Source organism: Actinomadura sp. J1-007 (assembly GCF_009793335.1).
GTDB classification, from domain to species: Bacteria; Actinomycetota; Actinomycetes; order Streptosporangiales; family Streptosporangiaceae; genus Spirillospora; species Spirillospora yumaensis.
This window is the reverse complement of sequence record NZ_WING01000003.1, coordinates 832,182-850,293: the sequence shown is the minus strand read 5'-3', so window position 1 is coordinate 850,293 and position 18,112 is coordinate 832,182. Positions and strand designations below refer to the sequence as shown.

The following is an 18,112-nucleotide window of genomic DNA, read 5'->3' as shown; positions in this document are numbered from 1 at the left end:
GAGGGGGCCCGTGGCGATCTCGGTGCTGCTCGTTGACGACCACGCGCTGGTCCGGACGGGCTTCCGGATGATCATCGGGGCGCAGCCGGACATGGACGTGGTGGGCGAGGCGGCCGACGGCGCGCAGGCCGTGGAGCGCGCCGCCGAGCTGTGCCCGGACGTGGTCCTGATGGACATCCACATGCCCGGCCTGGACGGCGTCGCCGCGACCGAGCGGATCATGGCCGCGCGGTCGGCGGCGCGGGTGCTGGCGCTCAGCACGTTCGACCTCGACGCGTACGTGCTCGGCGCGCTGCGGGCGGGCGCGGCGGGCTTCCTGCCCAAGGACGTCTCGCCGGAGGAGCTGGTGGAGGCGATCAGGGTCGTGCACCGGGGCGAGGCCGCCGTCGCGCCGCGCCTGCTCACCCGGCTGATCAGCACGTTCGTGCGGGCGTCGGCGCCGGCCCCGGGCGGGGCCGGGCGCGGGCGGGCCGACCTGCGCGCGCTGACCGACCGGGAGCGCGAGGTGCTGGTGCTGATCGCGCGCGGCCGGTCGAACGTGGAGATCGCGGCGGCCCTGGCGATCACGGCGTCCACGGTGAAGAACCACGTGACGAGCGTGTTCGCCAAGACCGGCGTGCGCGACCGGGCGCAGGCCGTGATCGCCGCGTACGAGGCGGGCCTGGTCACCCCGGGCGGGGATTAGGAACACGGTCCCAGCCCGCGGGGGCGCGTCGTCCCGCGGGCACGGTCGCAAAGCGTCCGCGCGGACGACGAAACCCGTCCGATCAGGCGAAACCGTTGGGGCATGAACTTTCTGACCCGGCTCAGCCTGGCGAACAGGGCGCTGGTCGCCCTCGCGGCCGTGGGGGTCCTGCTGTTCGGCGCGTTCACCGCGACGTCGCTGAAGCGGGAGCTGTTCCCCTCGATCAACGAACCGGCGTTGACCGTCACCACCGCCTACCCCGGGGCGGCCCCCGCGATCGTGGAGTCCGCGCTGACGCGCAAGGTCGAGGACGCGGTGAAGGGCGCCGAGCGCCAGACCGAGGTCACCTCGGTCTCCGCCAAGGGCGTCTCCAGCGTGCAGGTCTCCTACGAGTTCGGCGTGGACCTCGACAAGGCCACCTCGGAGCTCCAGCAGCGGATCGCACGGATCCAGCCTGACCTGCCCGAACGCGTCACGCCGTCCGTCGCGGGGTTCAAGACCGAGGACCTGCCCGCGATCGTGCTGACCGTCGCCGGCCCCGGCGACCAGCAGGCCCTCGCCCGGCGGCTGGAGAGCGTCGCGGTGCCGCGGCTGTCCGGGCTCGCGGGCGTCCGCGAGGTGAAGGTGGACGGCGCCCGCGACGACCGGATCGAGGTGGACGTCGACCCGGCGAGGCTGAGGCGCGCGGGCGGCACCACGGAGGCCGTCGCGAACGCGCTGAAGGGCGCGGGCGTGCCGGTGCCCGCCGGGAGCGTCCGGAACGGCGCGCTGTCGCTGCCCGTCCAGGTCGGCGAGACGCTGGCGTCCGCCGAGGCGGTCCGCGACCTGCGGCTCGTCGGCGCGGAGCGTCCCGCGCGGCTGGGCGACGTGGCGTCGGTCCGGGTCGGGCCCGAGGAGCCGGAGTCGCTGATCCGGGTCGGCGGGCGCCGGGCGCTCGCGCTCAGCGTGCTGCCCGCCGCCGACGGCAACACGGTCGGGATCTCGCACCGGGTCCGGGACGAGCTGCCCGCGCTGGCGAAGGCGATGGGCGGCGGCGTGACGTTCACCGCGGTGTTCGACGGCGCCCCGGCGATCGAGGAGGCGATCGGCGACCTGACGACCGAGGGCCTGCTCGGGCTGGCGTTCTCGGCGCTGGTCATCCTGGTGTTCCTGTTCTCGCTGCGGTCCACGCTGGTGACGCTCGTGTCGATCCCGGTGTCGCTGCTGATCGCGCTGATCGGCCTCGGCGCGGGCGGGTTCTCGCTCAACCTGCTGACGCTGAGCGCGCTCACCGTCGCGATCGGGCGGGTCGTGGACGACTCGATCGTGGTCATCGAGAACATCAAGCGCCACCTCGGCTACGGGGAGGAGAAGCGCTCGGCGATCCTCGGCGGCGTCCGCGAGGTCGCGGGCGCCGTGGTCGCCTCGACGCTGACGACCGTCGCGGTGTTCCTGCCCATCGCGTTCACGGGCGGGATCGTCGGGGCGCTGTTCTCCTCGTTCTCGCTGACGGTCACGATCGCGCTGCTCGCCTCGCTGCTGGTGTCGCTGACCCTCGTCCCGGTGCTGGCGTACTGGTTCCTGAAGGCGCCCGCCGCCGCGTCCCGCGCCGCGTCCCGCCGCGAGGCCGAGGACGGCGAGCGGAGCGGGCGGCTCCAGCGCGCGTACGTCCCGGTGATCCGGTTCGCGGTGCGGCGCCGGTGGGTGACGCTGGGCGCGGCGCTCGCGGTGTTCGTGCTCACGGCGGGCCTCGGCACGCAGCTCAAGACGAGCTTCCTGGACGACATCGGCGGACGGCGGTTCACCGTCAGGCAGGAGATGCCGCCGGGCACCGGCCTGGAGGCGACCGAGGCCGCGTCCGGACGGATCGAGGCCGTCGTCAGGGGCCTGCCCCACGTGAAGAACTCCTGGGCCGAGGTCGGCTCGTCCGACGAGGACCCGAGCGGCGGCGGGACCGCCACCGTCACGGTCGAGCTGACGAAGGACGCCGACTCCGAGGCGCTCCAGAACCGTGTCCGCGACCGGCTGCGCGCCCAGGGCGCGGCGGGCCGCGTCACGGTGGACGAGGGCGAGGGCAGCGGGAGCACGGCCGAGATCACCGTGTTCGCCGCCGGGGCCGTCCCCGAGCAGGCGCTGCGCGGGGCGGCCGACCGGGTGGTCCGCGTGATGCGGGAGACGTCCGGCACCGCGGACGTGCGCAGCGACCTCGGCGAGGCCGCGCAGGAGCTGCGGGTCCGCGTGGACCCGGCCAAGGCCGCCGCGCTCGGCCTCACCGAGACTCAGGTCGGCCAGGCCGTCGCGCAGGCGACGCAGGGCGAGCCGGTCGCCAAGGCCGACCTCGGAGGCCGCCAGGGCGACGTCGTCCTGCGCGTCGGCGCGGGAGGCTCCGGTGGACGGCCCGCAGGCGACGGGGCGGCGGGCGGCGGCGCGCCGCAGGGCGACGCGCGGACGCTCGCGGCGCTGGAGATCCCGACGCCGGCGGGCAGGAGCGTCCGGCTCGGCGCGGTGGCGGCCGTCACGACGGAGCGCGCGCCGGTCACCCTGACGCGGATCGACGGCAGGCGCGCCGTGACCGTGAAGGCCAAGGTCACCGGCGGCGACCTCGGCAAGGTGAACGGCGCGATCGAGCGCCGCGTCAAGGCGCTGCCGCTGCCGGAGGGCGTCACCACCGACGTCGGCGGGACGGGCGAGGAGCAGGACGACTCGTTCGCCGACCTCGCGCTCGCGCTCGGCGCCGCGATCCTCATCGTCTACCTGGTGATGGTCGGGACGTTCCGCAGCCTGGTCCACCCGCTGACGCTGCTGGTGTCGGTGCCGTTCGCCGCGACCGGCGCGATCGGGCTGCTGGTGGTGACCGGGACCCCGCTCGGCCTGCCCGCGCTGATCGGCGCGCTGATGCTCGTCGGCATCGTCGTCACCAACGCGATCGTGCTGCTCGACCTCGTCCGGCAGTACCGGGAGGCGGGCATGAGCGCCCGGGACGCGGTCGTGGAGGGCGGCCGGCACCGCGTCAGGCCGGTGCTGATGACCGCGCTCGCGACGGTGTTCGCGCTCGTCCCGATGGCGCTCGGCCTGACCGGCGAGGGCGGCTTCATCTCCAGGCCGCTGGCCGTCGTCGTCATCGGCGGGCTGACGACCTCGACCGTCCTCACGCTCGTGCTGATCCCGACGCTCTACACCATCGTGGAGGACGTCAAGGACCGGTTCCGCCGCCGCCGGGGCGCCGGGGACGCGCCGGAACGCGACCCCGAGGCGCAGCCGGTCGGATGACCTCCTCGCCGAAGCGGGGCCCGGCGCGCCCGCCCGGTCCCGTCCGCGAACCCGTCCGCGAGCCCGCGGGGGCCGCCGGGCGGGGCCGCGGCACGGGGCGGGCGCGCCGGATCCGCCGCGTCGTGGCCGTCCTGCTGCTGATCATCGCGCTCGGCATGCTGCTCCCCGCCGCCGGGCGCGAGCGCCCGCACCGCGGTGACCCGTGCCGCCCCTGGTTCTCGCCGGTGTCGGGCCGGGTCCAGCGCCTTCTGCCCGGTCGGCTGCCCGGCTGCCACGGCGCGCGCGACGAGAGTCCGGCGCCGTCGCGTCCGCGCGATCCGGGGGACCGCGGCGACCGCCCGTGACAGCGAAGGGGTCCGCCGGTCCGCTGGTCAGGTGAGGACGCAGCGCGTCCCGCTGAAGATCGTCGGCATGCACTTGTTGCAGTGGATGCACAGGGAGGGCGTGCCCGCGTCCCGTTGGACGCGGTTGACGAGGTCGGGCTCGCGCAGCAGCGCGCGGGCCATCGCCACGAACTCGAACCCCTCGGCCATCGCCAGGTCCATCGTCCGCCGGCCGGTGATGCCGCCGAGCAGGACGAGCGGCAGGTCCAGCGCCGCGCGGAACTGCCGGGCGTCTTTCAGCAGGTACGCGTCCTCGTACGGGTAGTCCCGGATGAACCGCTTCCCGACGAGCCGGATGCCCAGCCGCTGCGGCCTCGGGAACGCCGCGGCGAACTCGCGTACCGGCGCGTCCCCCTTGAACAGGTACATCGGGTTGAGCAGCGAGCTGCCGGCCGTCAGCTCCAGCGCGTCGACCGAGCCGTCCTCCTCCAGCCACTCCGCCACCCGCAGGCTCTCGTCCAGCCAGAGCCCGCCGGGCACGCCGTCGTCCATGTTGAACTTGGCGAGGATCGCGATCCGGTCGCCGACCGCGTCCCGCACCGCCCGCGCGACGCCCCGCGCGACCTTGGCGCGGTTGGCGAGCGACCCGCCGTACCCGTCCTCGCGCCGGTTGACCCTCGGGCTGAGGAACGAGCTGGCCAGGTAGTTGTGGCCGAGGTGGATCTCGACCGCGTCGAAGCCCGACTCGATCGCCAGCCGCGCCGCGTTCGCGTGCGCCTCGGTCACCCGGGCGATGTCGGCCGCGGTCGCCGCGCGGACCCTCCGCATGCTCTGCGGGTTGAGCATCGGCGAGGGCCCGAGCGCGGGCACGCCGTTGGAGCGGGCGTTCGCGACCGGCCCCGCGTGCCCGATCTGCGCGGACGCGGCGGCGCCCTCGGCGTGCACGGCGTCGGTGAGGCGGCGCAGCCCCGGCACGGCCTCGGGCCGCATCCAGATCTGGTGGAACTGGGTCGTCCCCTCGCGGGCGACGGCGCAGTACGCCACCGTCGTCATGCCGACCCCGCCCGCGGCGTGCCGCCGGTGGAACTCGACCAGCTCGTCGCCGGCCAGCGCGCCGCGGCACCTCCCCTCGAACGTGGCGGACTTGATGATCCGGTTGCGCAGGGTCAGCGGGCCCAGCCTGGCGGGCCCGAACACGTCGGGAACGGTCCTGCTCTTCCCAGGGGTCGCCATCGCGTCTCCAGCTCAGAAGGTCATCGGGGTCGGGTAGCCGTCGGGCCGCATGGCCGCGTCCGTCCCGCCGTCGACGAACAGGACGGCGCCCGTCGCGAACCGGGCCTCGGGCCGGAGGAACTGGTGCACCCAGAACGCGATGTCCTCGGGCTCGCCGAAGACGCCGAGCGGCATCGGCGTCGGGAACTCGTCCACGTCGCGGTCGGCGGCGCCGTCGGTGGAGCCGCGCATGAGCGGGGTCAGGACGGCCCCGGGCGCGATGGCGTTCAGCAGGACGCCCTCGCGCGCCCACGCGGGCGTCACGGCGGTGCGCCGCACCCAGCGGGCGAGCGCCAGCTTGGACGTGGCGTACGCGGTGATGCTCGGCGCGCTCGCGGCCAGCTCCGGCGGGAGCCCGGCCTGCGCGGCGCGGGCCCGGTCGCGGGCGGCGTGCTCGTCGCCGGCGAGCGCGAGGCCCGCGAGCTCCTCGTCCACGAGCGGGACGGTGCTCGCCGAGTTGGAGCTGATCGCCACGGCGCGGCCCGCGCCGGTCGCGGCGAGCGCGGGCCGCAGCCCGTCCAGCAGGGCCACCGGGCCGAAGTAGTTGATCGACATGACGGCCCCGGCGTCCTTCAGGTCGGGGCCGACGCCCGCGATCGCGGCGACGCCGTCGAGCGTCCCGCCGCTGACCGACAGGATCCCGTCCACGGCGGCCCGGCGGCCCGCGGCCGTCCCGAGGTCGGCCTCGATCCGCGCGTTCCGCAGGTCGACGCCGATGACGGTGTGGCCCGCGTCCTCCAGCAGCCGGGCGGTGGCGGCGCCGATGCCGGACGCGGCCCCGGTGACGGCGAAGGTTCCCATGCTGTCCTCCCTTGCGTGGTGGTTCCGGGACCCGCCCGCCGGGCAGGCCCGCATACACCAGTCAATCACTGATTGATGCCTATTTGGAATATATGTGATGGGATGGGCCGATGGCCGACGAGACGACGACCGAGGGCACCAGGGACCGGCTGCTCGCCGCGGCCGAACGGCTCTTCCTGGAGAAGGGCGCCGACCGGGTGTCGGTCCGGGCGATCAACGCCGCGGCGGGCCTCAACCCCGGCGCCGTGCACTACCACTTCGGCGCGAAGGAGGGCCTGATCGCGGCCCTCCTCGAACAGGACCTGCGGCCCTACTGGGAGGACCGCCTGGAGGACCTCGCCGGACGGTCCCGGCGCGGGGCCGAGACGGGCGAGCCGTTCCCGATCGGCGAGCTGGTCGCCGCGATCGTCGAGCCGTTCGAGGAGCTGACGAGCACCGAGAAGGGCCGGATGCTCTGCACCCTGCTCGCCCGCTCCGTGCTGCCGTCGTGGCGGCTGCCGAGCGCGTCCGCCTGGTTCGGCTCGGCGCCGTTCGAGGTGATGCTCGGCCGCGCGCTGCCCGAGCTGTCGGCCCGCGAGGTCGCCGAACGGTGGCGCCTGGCGTTCACCCTCCTGCTGGAGGTCTACGGGCGCCCCCAGGCCCCCGCCTCCGCCCGAGCCGGGACCTATCCCGAGACCGCGACCGTCATCGCGTTCGTCACCGCCGGGCTCACCGCGCCGCCTCCGCCCGACCGCCGCTGACACCGGGCCGGAAGCGCCCGGCACGTCCGCTCTCGCCGGTGCCGCCGTGCCGCCGTCCGGCTCCGATTCCCGTCCGGAGGCGGTGTCCGGTCTGTGCCATGTGCACTGGTATGCGGGATCGGCGCGCCTATCGTGAGGCGATGGCCGCGGACCCGCTGCTGAAGCTGCTGCCGTACGGGCTGGGCGGCACGGCGGTGCTGGCCGTGTCGCTGTGGGCGGCCAAGCTGTACTTCGGGAAGCTGATCGACACGCTCGCCTCCCGTACCCCCGACGGCCTCGCCCGGCTGGCCGGCCGCCGCCCGTCCCCGCTCGGCCGCCGCTACAAGCGCTACCGGCGGGCCGTCCAGGCGCGGTACGCGACGCACTCCATCGGGTTCGGCGAGAGCGGCACGATCGACATCCGCGAGGTCTACGTCCCGCTCCAGTACGACCACGCGGGCCGCCGCGAGGACATCTACGAGCGGATCCGCGGCGAGACCCGCACGGTCGTGCTCGGCCCCGCCGGCGCGGGCAAGTCGCTGCTGCTCAAGAACTCCATGCTGCTGTGGGCCGCCGACCGGGACCGGGGCCGCCTGCCCGTGCTCATCGAGCTGCACCGCTACTCGGGCGCGGCGACGGCCGCCGGCGGCGACGGCGACGGCGACGGGGCGACGGGCGGCGCCGACCTCGTCTCGCTCGTGGTGGAGGAGCTGTGCCGCCCGCGCACCCGGGCGGCCGGCCGCGTCCGCGCGTTCGTCGCGCGGGCCCTGGAGGAGGGGCGGCTGCGGCTGCTGTTCGACGGGCTGGACGAGGTGAGCCGCGACGACCACGACCGGGTCGTGCTCGCCCTGCGCGACTTCGCCGCGTCCTACCCCGACTGCCAGATGATCGTGACGTGCCGCAACGCCGCGTACTACGGGGAGCTGGCGCCCGAGTTCGGGCACGTCGTGCGGGTGGCGCCGCTCGACGACGCGTCCATCCGCCGGTTCCTGTGGCACTGGCCGGGGATCGGGGCCGCCACCGACGCCGACCGCGTGTTCGGGACGCTGCGCCGCAGCGCGCCGCTGATCCGCCTCGCCCGCAACCCGCTGCTGCTGACGATCATCGCGCACCTCCAGACCGGCAGCCTCGACCCGGTCGGCGGGACGCTGCCGAACTCGCGGCCCGAGTTCTACCAGCGGGCGATCTCCCACCTGCTCGCCCGCGACCGGGTGATGGGCCGCCCGATCACCTCGGTCTACAAGCCGTCCGACAAGCTCGCCGTCCTCCAGCGGGTCGCGCTCGCCGTCCAGGAGCAGGTGGACGGCGACCGCCTCACGATCGGCCGCGCCCGGCTCATCGCCATCACCGCCGAGCTGCTCGCCTCCACCCTGAACCTCGGCCCCGAGCACGTGGACCCGCTGCTGGACGAGATCATCGACCGCAGCCAGCTCCTCGAACGGGCCGACGAGGCGGGCTCGCGGTTCCGCTTCCCGCACCTCACCCTCCAGGAGTTCCTGGCCGCGCAGGCGCTCGCCCGCGACGTCGACGGCCTGCTCGGCCGCTACACCGCCGACCCCGACTCGTGGCGCGACACCGTGCGGCTGTGGTGCGCGGAAGGCAGCGCCGACTGCACGGAGGTCGTCCGCGCGGTCTTCGCGATGGACGGCACGCGGCACCGCGTGCTCGCCCTGGAGTGCCTCGCCGACGCCGCGCGGATCGACGCCGCGTTCGGGGCGGAGGTCATCGCCTCCTGCCTGGCGTCCATCGACGCCGCCGGGGGAGCGGTCTGGCGGGCGTTCGCCGCGGTCGCCGCCGACGGCCGCCCGCGCGGCAACGCCGTGCTGGAGCTGCTCACCGGCACCGCCGAGCAGGGCCCGCCCGCCGCGCGCGAGGCCGCGCTGTCGGCGCTGTCGGCGTCGGGCCGCCCCGAGGCGGCCGACTACCTCGCGGCGCACGCGGACGGGTCGCCGGTCGTCCAGGCGTGCCTGCGGGAGATGGGCGAGCCCGCCGTCGAGGCGCTGAGCGCGGCGGCGCTGGACGGCGCGCTGTGGGCCGTGGACGCGCTCGCGGGCGTCGCGACCCCGGCGGCGGCGCAGCGGCTCGCCGGCCTGCTGTGGCACGCCGCGCCGACCGCGACCCGCGCCGCCTGGCGGCTCGCCGCGCTGCTCCCGTACCCCGACGTCGAGGAGGCGCTACGCGGCGAGCCCGGCCTCGCCGCGCCCGCCGATCCGCCGCTCGGCCCCGAGAACTGGTGGTACCCCTGGATCTGGGCCCCGTTCGCCGGTCCGGACGACGGCGCCCTGCCCCAGATCGCCGGACGGATCGCGTACCTGATCGACGGCGGCCGCAACGGCGGCCCGCTCCGCCCCCTCGACGTGCCCGCCGACGCCGGGACGATCGACACCCGCGTCGGGCTGCCCGTCGCGGGCATCAGCGCCTCGGCCCACCGGATCCTGTTCGCGCTCGTCCAGCACAGCCGCCTCGACCCGCTGGCGCAGGACGTGCTGGACGAGGCGCACCGCCAGCGGCCCGGCCTGACCAGGGCGACCGGGATCGGGCCGCGCGTGCTGACGACGCCGGAGGTGCTGGTCACCGCGCCCGGCGCCGCCGTCGCCGCGCTGCGCGCCGAGCTGTTCGCGATCAACGACCTGCCCGCGGACGACCGGCGGACGATCGAGGCACTGCGCTGGCCCGTCCAGGCCACGCTGCTGGCCACCATCCTCGGCGTGTTCGAGAAGCCGCACCTCGACCCGGGGACGTGGCGCACCGTCCGGCAGGCGCCCCGCCCCTCGGCGTGGCTCTGGTGGACCGCCCGGGTCGGCGCGGCGGCGTCCGTCGCGCTCATCGCGCTCGTCGGGACGTTCCGCGCGGTCGCGACCATCGCGGGCACGTGGCCGACCGGCCCGCTCCTGGCGAGCTGGGCCGTGGCGGTGCTCACGGCGGGCCTGCTCGCCGCGCTGCCCGTCCGCTGGTGGCTGCTGCGCAGGCACCTCGCCCTGGAGACCCCGGTGAACGTCCCGCTCGCGCTCGGGAGCCTGGTCTACCTGTCCGGGTACGACTTCGTGCTGACGCTCGTGACGTGCGCCGAGCGCGCCGGGTGGCCCGCGACGCTGCTCGGCCTCGCGGCGCTCGGCGCGCTGACCGCCGTCCCCGCCGCCGCGGCGTACGTCCGGGACGGCAGGAGCGCGAACCCCCTGCGCGAGTGCCTGGCGGCCGACGCGCTGGCGGTCTCCGGCCGCACGTCCGTGCTCGCCGCCGCGCCGCCCGCGACCGCCTGAGGCGAACGCCCCGCGCGGGAACGGCGGACGGCCTGCGCGTTCGGGCTCCCGGCGGCCCGTGACGCGCGGCGGTGAACGGGTATGGCCGATGCCATGCGCGTACTGACGATCAACCCCGGGTCCAGCAGCCTGAAGCTCGCCCTGCTGGACGAGGACGGCACCGCGCCGCACCGCGCCGAGGCGCCCATCGAGTCCGGCGCCCGCGAGGGCGAGCGGCTCGCCGCGATGGTCGCGGACCTGCCGCGGCCCGACGCCGTCGGCCTGCGGTTCGTGCACGGCGGCCCGGACTTCGCGGGCCCCGTCGTGGTCGACGACGCGGTGGCCGAGCGCCTGCGCGGCCTGGTCGACCTCGCGCCGCTGCACCAGCCGCACTCCCTCTACGCGCTCGGGGAGGTCCGCCGGGCCCTGCCGGACGTCCCGGTCGTCGCGTGCTTCGACACCGCGTTCCACGCAGGGCTGCCGGACGAGGCGTCCACCTACGCGATCCCGGGGGAGTGGCGGGAGCGGTACGGACTGCGTCGCTACGGCTTCCACGGTCTCTCGTACGCGTACGCCGTCCGGCGCACCGCCGAGCTGCTGCCGCCGGACGCCCCGTCCGAGCCGCGCACGGTCCTGTGCCACCTCGGCTCGGGCGCCTCCCTCGCGGCCGTGCGCGGCGGCCGTCCCGTCGACACGACCATGGGTTTCACGCCGCTCGAAGGGCTCGTCATGGCGAGCCGCGCGGGCAGCGTGGACCCCGGGATCCCGCTGTGGCTCATCGACCACGGCGTCCCGCCGAAGGAGGTCTCCGACGCCCTTGAGAACCGTTCCGGCCTGACCGCCCTCGCCGGGACGGGCGACATGCGGGAGCTCCGGGAGCGGGCGGGCCGGGGCGACCGCGCCGCGTCGTTCGCCCTGGACGTCTACCACCACCGCCTGCGCGCCTGCGCCGCCGCCATGGCCGCGTCGCTGGGCGGGCTCGACGTGCTGGTCTTCACCGGCGGCGTCGGCGAGCACGACCCCGAGACCCGCCGCCGCGCCGCCGCCGACCTGGCGTTCCTCGGCGCCGCCGTCGACGGCGAGGCCAACGCGGCGGCGCGCGGCGACGCCGACGTCACGGCCCCGGGCGCCGCCGTCCGCTCCCTCGTCGTGACGGCCCGCGAGGACCTGGAGATCGCCGCCGGGACCCGCGCCGCCCTCGCGCGCTGACCCCGCCGCCTCGCCCGCGGGCCGCGCGGCTCGGCGTTCAGAGGTCGGAGTGCTCCTCGGGCAGCGCGAGGTCGTTGACGACGACCGCGGCGAAGCCGCCGCGCGCCGCCACGCCCAGCCAGAGCACGGGCAGGACGGCGGCGGCCCCGACCCACCCGACGCCGTGGACGAGCAGGCTCAGCAGGACGGCGGTCGCGGCGACGCCCCCGCGACCACCGCGCCCACGAACCCGGCCCGGATCACGCCGGGGCCCTCGGCTCCGGCGTCGGTCAGCCCGAACTGGTGCAGCACACCCATGATCAGCACCAGCGCGCCGACCGCGGGCGCGCCCGCGAGGCAGAGCGCGACCGCGACGTCCGAGCCGAGGAACGCCAGCACGTGCCTAGCCACGGGCCCAGCGTCGCCGAGGTCGGTGTAGTCGGGGAAGCGGGCGAGGTCGGCGCGGTCCGCCGAGACGAAGCGGCGCCAGCCGTCGCCGTCCGGGCCGTGCACGACGGCGCACGCCATCACCAGGCACGCGCCGATCACCTGGACGGCCGCGAGCCTGATCCGTCCCCGCACCAGGAGGCCGCGCGCGACGAGGAAGCCCGCCGCGACGAGAGCCAGTTCGGCGGCGGCCAGAAGGACGAGGTCGTTCCGCGACAGCGACCCCTTGTACTGCATCGTCGCCCACTCGGGGTGGGCCCGCGCGACGGCGAGGCTCGTGGGAACGAAGACCAGCGCGCCGTACACCAGGGCCAGCGCCAGGTGGCGGCCGGTGGCCGCCCCCTTCACCCGCGGCGCCCGCCCGACGCGGGGCTCGTCCCCGGCGGACGCGTGCCGGGGCGACGCGGGCACGGGCCTGGTCGGTGACGCCGCGCGGGCCAGGGGCCGGGCGCCGCGGAGCTGGTGCGCGGCGGACAGCGCGATCCCCGCACCCGCGCCGTACGCCCAGGGGAGGTCGGTGTAGACGCCCAGCATGGCTGCTCCTCTCCAGGGCTCAGCGCGAACGGGAACGGGACCGCGAACGGGCGCGGCGGTTCCGGTCCAGGCGCCGTTCGACGCGGCGGGTGGCGAGCCGCGCCAGCACGCGGCGGGGCGGGCGGCGGAGCGGGCCGGGCGTCAGGTGGTACAGGTCGGTCGCGGCGCGCAGGAAGACGTCCGCGGCGCGCTGCCGCCCGTGGCTCCAGCCGAAGCCGTACTGGCGGCGCAGCGGCTCGGGCAGCAGCGCGAACGTCACCAGCCGGAACACCCACAGCGCGGGGGACAGGTACCAGAGCCGGCGCGGCCACATCACCGCGCGCGCGACCTCCCGCGCGGTGTCGCTCACCTCCAGCTCGTTGACCATGCGGTCCATGTACGCGCGGAACGAGGCGAGGTCCGGGGGCTGCGCGTCCGGCGGGGCGCCGAGCACCTCGGCGACCAGCCGCGCCTGCCGGTAGTAGGCGGGCGCGAGGTCCTCCTCGTCGTCGCCGGGCCGCATGACGTGCCGGTACACGTGCAGCGCCGAGTCGATGAGCGTGGCGTTCACCCAGACCTGGAGACCGGTGTCCGTGCCGGAGTAGCCGTCGCCCTTCACGCGCTGGTGGACGCCGCGCACCCGCGCCGCGAACCGCGCGATCTCGTCCTCGTCGCCGAACGTGACGACCAGCAGGAAGTCGAGCGTCCCGAAGAGGCGGGCGAGGGGCCGGTCCTCGAAGTCGCTGTGGCCGGCGACGCCCGCGGCCACCTTCGGGTGGGCGAGCTGCATGAGCAGCGCGCGGCCCGCGCCGAGGCCGACGAGCGGCTCGGACGCGAGCCTGCGCAGGACGTCCCGGTCGCCGAGGGCCTCGCGGACCGAGTCGTTCGGGAACGGCGGCGCGGCGGGCATGGCGACCTCCGGAAGCGGCGGGCCGGTGCGGCTACCGACCGTTCTACCCCCTTGTTGGCGCTGTGCCAATAGGTTCGGGTCAGCGTTCCTCCGCCTCCAGCAGGCGGGGGACGACCTGGTCGATGAGGTTGACCAGCACCTCTTCCAGCAGCAGCTGCACCTGGGCGCGCGACAGCAGCCCGTGCTTCAGCCACTCGCGCGTCGTCGCCTCGGCGAGCGCCGCGTACCCGCGGAACGCCGAGCGGACCTCCGCGCGCTCCTCGGCGAGCGGGGACAGCCCGACCACCTCGGTCATGTGGTCGACCGCGCGGTCGCGGCCCTCCCCGAGGATCCGGTCCAGCTCGGGGTCGCCGCCGGGCGCGGTCAGGTCCAGCGCGGCGACCCACGTCTCGCGGTTGCGTTCGAGCAGTTCGAGCCAGGCCGACACGCTCTGGGTGATGCGGTCGCGGACCGTCGCGCCCTCGACGAACGCCGGGACGGGGATCGGCGGCACGCTCATCATCTCGCTGACGGCGGCCAGGTACAGCTCGCGCTTGGTGCCGAAGTAGTGGTTGAGCAGGCCGCGGCTGACCCCGGCCGCCGCCGCGATCTCGGTGTTGGACACCGTCCCGTACGGGCGGCGGCTGAACAGCGCCCGCGCGGTCTCCAGGATCTGGCCGCGCCGCTCGTCCGGCTCCTTGCGGACCCGGCGCGGCGCGGCCCCCGCGTCCGCAGGGGCGTCCGCGTCCGCAGGGGCCGCCGCGTCCGGAGGGACGGCCGCGCGCGGGCGGGAGGCCGTGCTGTGCTCGCTGGTCATCGTTCCTCGCGCTGGTCGGCGGGCGGCACCGGGCCGGACGCCCTGTCGGCATCCCGACAATAGCGGCCGCCCGTTCGCCAACAGGCCGCCGGCGGTTCGCCGCCGGGAGGCCGCCGGCGGCGGACGGAGCGCCGGCCTTCACGGGGACAGCTCGGGGTAGTAGTCGCGGCGGCGGTGCGAGGAGTCGCGCAGCCGCCGCAGCAGCGCCGCCGGGTACTCGATCGCCCAGTACGACGCCGCCGCGGCGGGCAGCGCGACGGCGAGGACGACCAGCAGCGCGGGCCCGAACCCGCCGGGCCCGCCGGGCAGCGCGCCCGCCCCGTCCAGCCAGATCATGATCGGCTCGTGCCACAGGTAGAGGCTGTAGCTGACCAGGCCGACGCCGGTCAGCCACCGCGCCCGCAGGCAGCGGTGCCAGAGCCCGCCGCGCCGGACCTGCACCGTCGTGTGGATCAGCACCGTCCACAGCAGCGCCGCCAGCGGATGGTAGAAGACCGACGCCGCGCCCGCGTGGTCCTTCGACAGCCACGCCAGCGCGAGCAGCGCGCCGACGGCCGCCGCCCGCGCGAGCGCGGAGGCGCGCGCGCCGAGCCGCCCGCGCTCGCCGAGCGCGACCGTCACGACGGCGAGGAGCATCCCGGCGGCGAACGCGTGGAAGCGGGCGTGCGGCCCGTAGTACGCGGGCCAGTCCGTCACCGGGACGCGCAGCCCGTAGTGCGCGACCGCCAGCCACGCCACCGGGCCCGCGAACAGCAGCGCGCACCCGGACGCGCAGACGGCGACCCGCGCCCCGCGCCGCGCGAACGGGCGGCACGCGCGCGCGGCGAGCGGCCCGAGCACGACCAGCGCCCCGTAGAACATGATCTCCAGCGACATCGACCAGGACGCGCCGATCGTGTAGAAGATCCGCTCGCCGTCGAAGACCTGGGTGAACGTCAGGTGCTCGGCGAGGTCGCGCCAGTCGCCGGGCAGGCCCGGGTTGCGCGCCGTCCAGACCACGAGGATCGCGGTCCAGTACAGCGGCAGGATCCGCACCGCCCGCCGGAACAGGAACGTCCGCGCCGGATGCCCCGGCTCCCGGTCGATCGCCGCCCGCGCGTACGACAGCGTGAGCAGGTACGCCGACAGCACGAAGAACAGGTCGACGACCTCGAACGAGAAGAACGCCCGCGCGAACCCGTTCGCCAGCGGCGGCCTCGCCCCCTCCGGCCCGTACGTCGTGTAGTGCTGCCAGACGTGGAACACGACCGTGCTGAGCGCCGCCACGCCCCGGTAGCCCTCCAGCTCGCGGACCCGCCCGCTCCTCGCGGGCGCCCCCTCCGGCGGATGCGCGCGGGAGCCGTCGGCGGCGGTCACGGGCCGTTGCCCTTCCGCGCCGTACGGGGCGTCACGCGCCACTGGCGGTCGCCCAGGAACTCCTTCAGGTGCGCGTTGCGGGCCACCAGGTTCTTGAAATGGCCGTAGAACAGCATCGACAGCAGCAGGTACCGCCAGAACCAGCCGCCGCGCCGCCGCACCTCGGGCACGGCGAGACGCCACGCGAACGCGGCCTGGACCGGCCCCGTCGCCACGGTGAACACCGTCGCGAGCAGGAACGCGGGCACCGCCCAGTCGAGCCGGTCCACGCCGCCCGCGCGCCACGCCGAGTACAGCAGGATGGGCAGGATCTGGAGCGTCAGCCACGGCTGGGCCTCCCGCCAGCCGAGCAGCACCAGGAACCCGAGCTTCTGCCGCCGCGTGAACGTCCGCGACGCGAGCACGGCCCGCAGATGCCGCAACGAGACCTGGAGCCAGCCCTGCGCCCACCGCGACCGCTGGTTCCACAGCGCGCGCAGCGTCGTCGGCGCCAGTTCCCGCGACACGATCTCCCGGTCCACCGCGATCCGCGCCCCGGCGCTCAGCGCCCGCAGCGTGGAGTCGATGTCCTCCGTCAGCATCGAGCCGTGCATCCGGGTCGAGGCGAGCCGGTCGGTCGTCCAGAACCCGTTCGACCCGCCGAACAGCCCGAACCCGAACATCCGCGTCCGGCCCGGGTGGCTCACCGCGTAGATGGCCTCGAACTCCACCGCGACCATCCGCGCCACCCACGAGCTGTCGCCGTTCCGGACGACGCAGTGCCCCTGGACGACGTCGTAGCCGTTCGACAGCCAGTGCCAGGCCAGGCGGAACGCGTTCGGATGCGGATGGTGGTCGGCGTCGAACACCCCGACGAACTCCCCGCGCACGCGGGTCACGGCGGCGTTCAGGTTCTGCGCCTTGGACGTGCTGCCCGGCACCGGCAGCAGCACGAGCCGCTCGTCGCGGCGCGCGATCTCCCTCAGCACGTCCTCCACCGGCAGCGGGCGCGGCGTGTTGTAGGCGAGCACCACCTCCAGCCCGCCCGGGTAGTCCACGCGCAGGAACGACTCGATCGTGTCGACGATCGTCGCGGCCTCGTTCGGCAGGTACGCGGCGATCACCGCGCTCGCGGGCGGGTACGGCCTGGACGGGCCCGCCGGTCTCGGCACCGCGTCCAGCGTGAACAGGCACTCCAGCACGATCAGCGCGGCGGCCGTCACCAGCGCCGCCACGACCGCCCAGTACACGACGGGCCCGGCGTCCACGCCGAGCCGGTACGCCAGCAGGTACGCGGCGAGCGGCGCGCCGACGCCGAGCAGCAGCATCAGCGCCGGAGACAGCACGGGCACCAGGGCGTCGGCGAGCGCGCGGGCGACGGACCGGCGGCGCGGCGTCCCGCGCATCCACGCCTCGTAGCGGACGGGCCGCAGGTCGCGGTGGCGGCCCGCCTCCCGCACCGCGTCCAGCGCCGCCGACACGGCGGGGGTGTGGCCCGAGCACTCCTCCAGCGGCACCCAGCCGATCAGCGGCGTGAGCAGGACGTGCTCGTTCGCCACGACGAACCGGGTCCCGGCCACGGCGTCGGCGAACTCGCTCAGCCCGCGCCGCGCGGTCTCGCCGTCGATCCCGGGCAGCAGCATCAGCAGGCGGCCGTCGCCGTCCCACCCGAACCGGTCGCACGCCCGGCCGAGCCGTTCGGCGACGCCGGCCATCCGCTCGGCCACCTCCCGGTGCACGCGCGGGCCGAGCCGGGCCTCCAGCGTCGCCATCTCCGCGACGCCGACGACCGCGACCGCGCCGCCGCGCCGCGACGGCGCGGGCCGTTGCAGCTCGCGGTCGATCTCGTCCAGGAAGTGCGGGCGCGAGTACAGCCCGGTGCCCGGATCCAGCGGCAGGTGCTCGACCGGGACCGGGACGCGGCGCAGCTTCGCGTCGATCCTGGCCAGCAGCTCGCCGGGGTCGGACGAGTCGGGCACGCAGTCGTCCGCGCCGCTGCGCAGGCCCTCCACGACGCCCGCCGGGCCGGGCGCCCGCGTCACGACGAGCAGCGGGGCGGCGCGGCCCGCCGGGGCCCGGCGGATCTCCTGGATCATCTCCCGCCCGCCGCGTTCGTCCGCGAGCGCGACGACCGCGTCCGGCGGGGACAGCCTGACCCGGGCGCGCACCTCGCCGGGCTCGGCGTGCTGCACCTGGTGGCCCGCCGAACGCAGCGTCGCGCTGAGCCGGTCGAGCCGGGGGCCGGGCGCCCCGACGGCGAGCACCTGCGCGCCCGCCGGGGCGGGCGTCTTGAGATGCGAGGGAGCGGCCGATGGGAGCGGCGAAGGCGGCTGGGGGAGCTGCGGAGGCGGCGGGGATGGGACGGACTGGGAGGACTGCGTGGACTGGGAGGACTGCGTGTTCGGCGGGTGGGGGCGGGGGCGGGGGCGGTGAACCGTGCTCAAGCGAGGTCACCCGGAAAAGCATGGAAGAGACCAATGGGGTTTTTGATCCCCCTCGGAGCAAAATTCACTGCCGTGAATCCGTCTTTAACCGATAGGTAACGACACGGTCACCGCCCGCCGCCGCCGGAACCGGCCCCGCCGAACGGCGCGCCGGCGGTCGGGCTCGGCCGGCGACGCCTCCGGGACCCCAC

General features: G+C 75.8%; 13 protein-coding genes. 6 read left to right on the top strand and 7 right to left on the bottom strand.

Going from position 1 to position 18,112, the window contains the following annotated elements; genetic code table 11:
- Window positions 1-10 precede the first annotated feature (10 nt).
- From GEV43_RS45275 to GEV43_RS45265, 3 genes are all read left to right on the top strand, one after another.
- Window positions 11-685 (top strand): response regulator transcription factor, encoded by a 675-nt coding sequence (locus GEV43_RS45275; protein ID WP_309240329.1) that lies wholly within the window; start codon window positions 11-13, stop codon window positions 683-685.
- A 102-nt stretch (window positions 686-787) separates the two neighbouring features.
- Entirely contained in the window at window positions 788-3,934 is a 3,147-nt protein-coding gene (locus GEV43_RS45270) for an efflux RND transporter permease subunit (protein ID WP_160826757.1), read from the top strand.
- Window positions 3,931-4,278 (top strand): hypothetical protein, encoded by a 348-nt coding sequence (locus GEV43_RS45265; protein ID WP_160826756.1) that lies wholly within the window; start codon window positions 3,931-3,933, stop codon window positions 4,276-4,278. Before GEV43_RS45270 ends, GEV43_RS45265 begins: the two co-directional genes overlap by 4 nt.
- 27 nt (window positions 4,279-4,305) lie before the next feature.
- Here GEV43_RS45265 and GEV43_RS45260 read toward each other — a convergent pair whose 3' ends face one another.
- Window positions 4,306-5,490 carry an NADH:flavin oxidoreductase gene (locus GEV43_RS45260; RefSeq protein ID WP_160826755.1) on the bottom strand — a complete coding sequence of 395 codons (1,185 nt, stop codon included), beginning with the start codon at window positions 5,488-5,490 and terminating at the stop codon, window positions 4,306-4,308.
- Window positions 5,491-5,502: 12 nt separating this feature from the next.
- On the bottom strand, window positions 5,503-6,330 hold the full coding sequence (locus GEV43_RS45255; protein ID WP_160826754.1) for an SDR family oxidoreductase: 828 nt from the start codon (window positions 6,328-6,330) through the stop codon (window positions 5,503-5,505).
- A gap of 110 nt (window positions 6,331-6,440) precedes the next feature.
- Between GEV43_RS45255 and GEV43_RS45250 the strand changes: the two genes are divergently transcribed.
- The 3 genes from GEV43_RS45250 to GEV43_RS45240 all read left to right on the top strand — a co-directional run bounded on the left by GEV43_RS45250 (window position 6,441) and on the right by GEV43_RS45240 (window position 11,497).
- A complete protein-coding gene (locus GEV43_RS45250) occupies window positions 6,441-7,070 on the top strand; it encodes a helix-turn-helix domain-containing protein (protein ID WP_160826753.1) in 630 nt (209 codons plus the stop codon).
- 140 nt (window positions 7,071-7,210) lie between these two features.
- Entirely contained in the window at window positions 7,211-10,309 is a 3,099-nt protein-coding gene (locus tag GEV43_RS45245; protein ID WP_160826752.1) for an NACHT domain-containing NTPase, read from the top strand.
- Window positions 10,310-10,402: 93 nt separating this feature from the next.
- Window positions 10,403-11,497, top strand: a complete 1,095-nt coding sequence (locus tag GEV43_RS45240; protein ID WP_160826751.1) for an acetate/propionate family kinase — start codon at window positions 10,403-10,405, stop codon at window positions 11,495-11,497.
- Window positions 11,498-11,674: 177 nt separating this feature from the next.
- Here GEV43_RS45240 and GEV43_RS45235 read toward each other — a convergent pair whose 3' ends face one another.
- The 5 genes from GEV43_RS45235 to GEV43_RS55745 form a co-directional block, all read right to left on the bottom strand.
- Window positions 11,675-12,457, bottom strand: a complete 783-nt coding sequence (locus GEV43_RS45235; RefSeq protein WP_160826750.1) for a hypothetical protein — start codon at window positions 12,455-12,457, stop codon at window positions 11,675-11,677.
- Between the two features lie 19 nt (window positions 12,458-12,476).
- Entirely contained in the window at window positions 12,477-13,346 is an 870-nt protein-coding gene (locus tag GEV43_RS45230; RefSeq protein ID WP_160826749.1) for an oxygenase MpaB family protein, read from the bottom strand.
- 79 nt (window positions 13,347-13,425) lie between these two features.
- The gene (locus GEV43_RS45225; protein ID WP_160826748.1) at window positions 13,426-14,142 is read right to left on the bottom strand and encodes a TetR/AcrR family transcriptional regulator; all 717 of its coding nucleotides are present in this window, start codon (window positions 14,140-14,142) and stop codon (window positions 13,426-13,428) included.
- 138 nt (window positions 14,143-14,280) lie between these two features.
- Complete coding sequence (locus GEV43_RS45220; protein WP_160826747.1) at window positions 14,281-15,498, bottom strand: acyltransferase; 1,218 nt, start codon at window positions 15,496-15,498, stop codon at window positions 14,281-14,283.
- Window positions 15,495-17,741, bottom strand: a complete 2,247-nt coding sequence (locus GEV43_RS55745) for a glycosyltransferase (protein ID WP_206681722.1) — start codon at window positions 17,739-17,741, stop codon at window positions 15,495-15,497. Before GEV43_RS55745 ends, GEV43_RS45220 begins: the two co-directional genes overlap by 4 nt.
- Window positions 17,742-18,112: the final 371 nt, after the last annotated feature.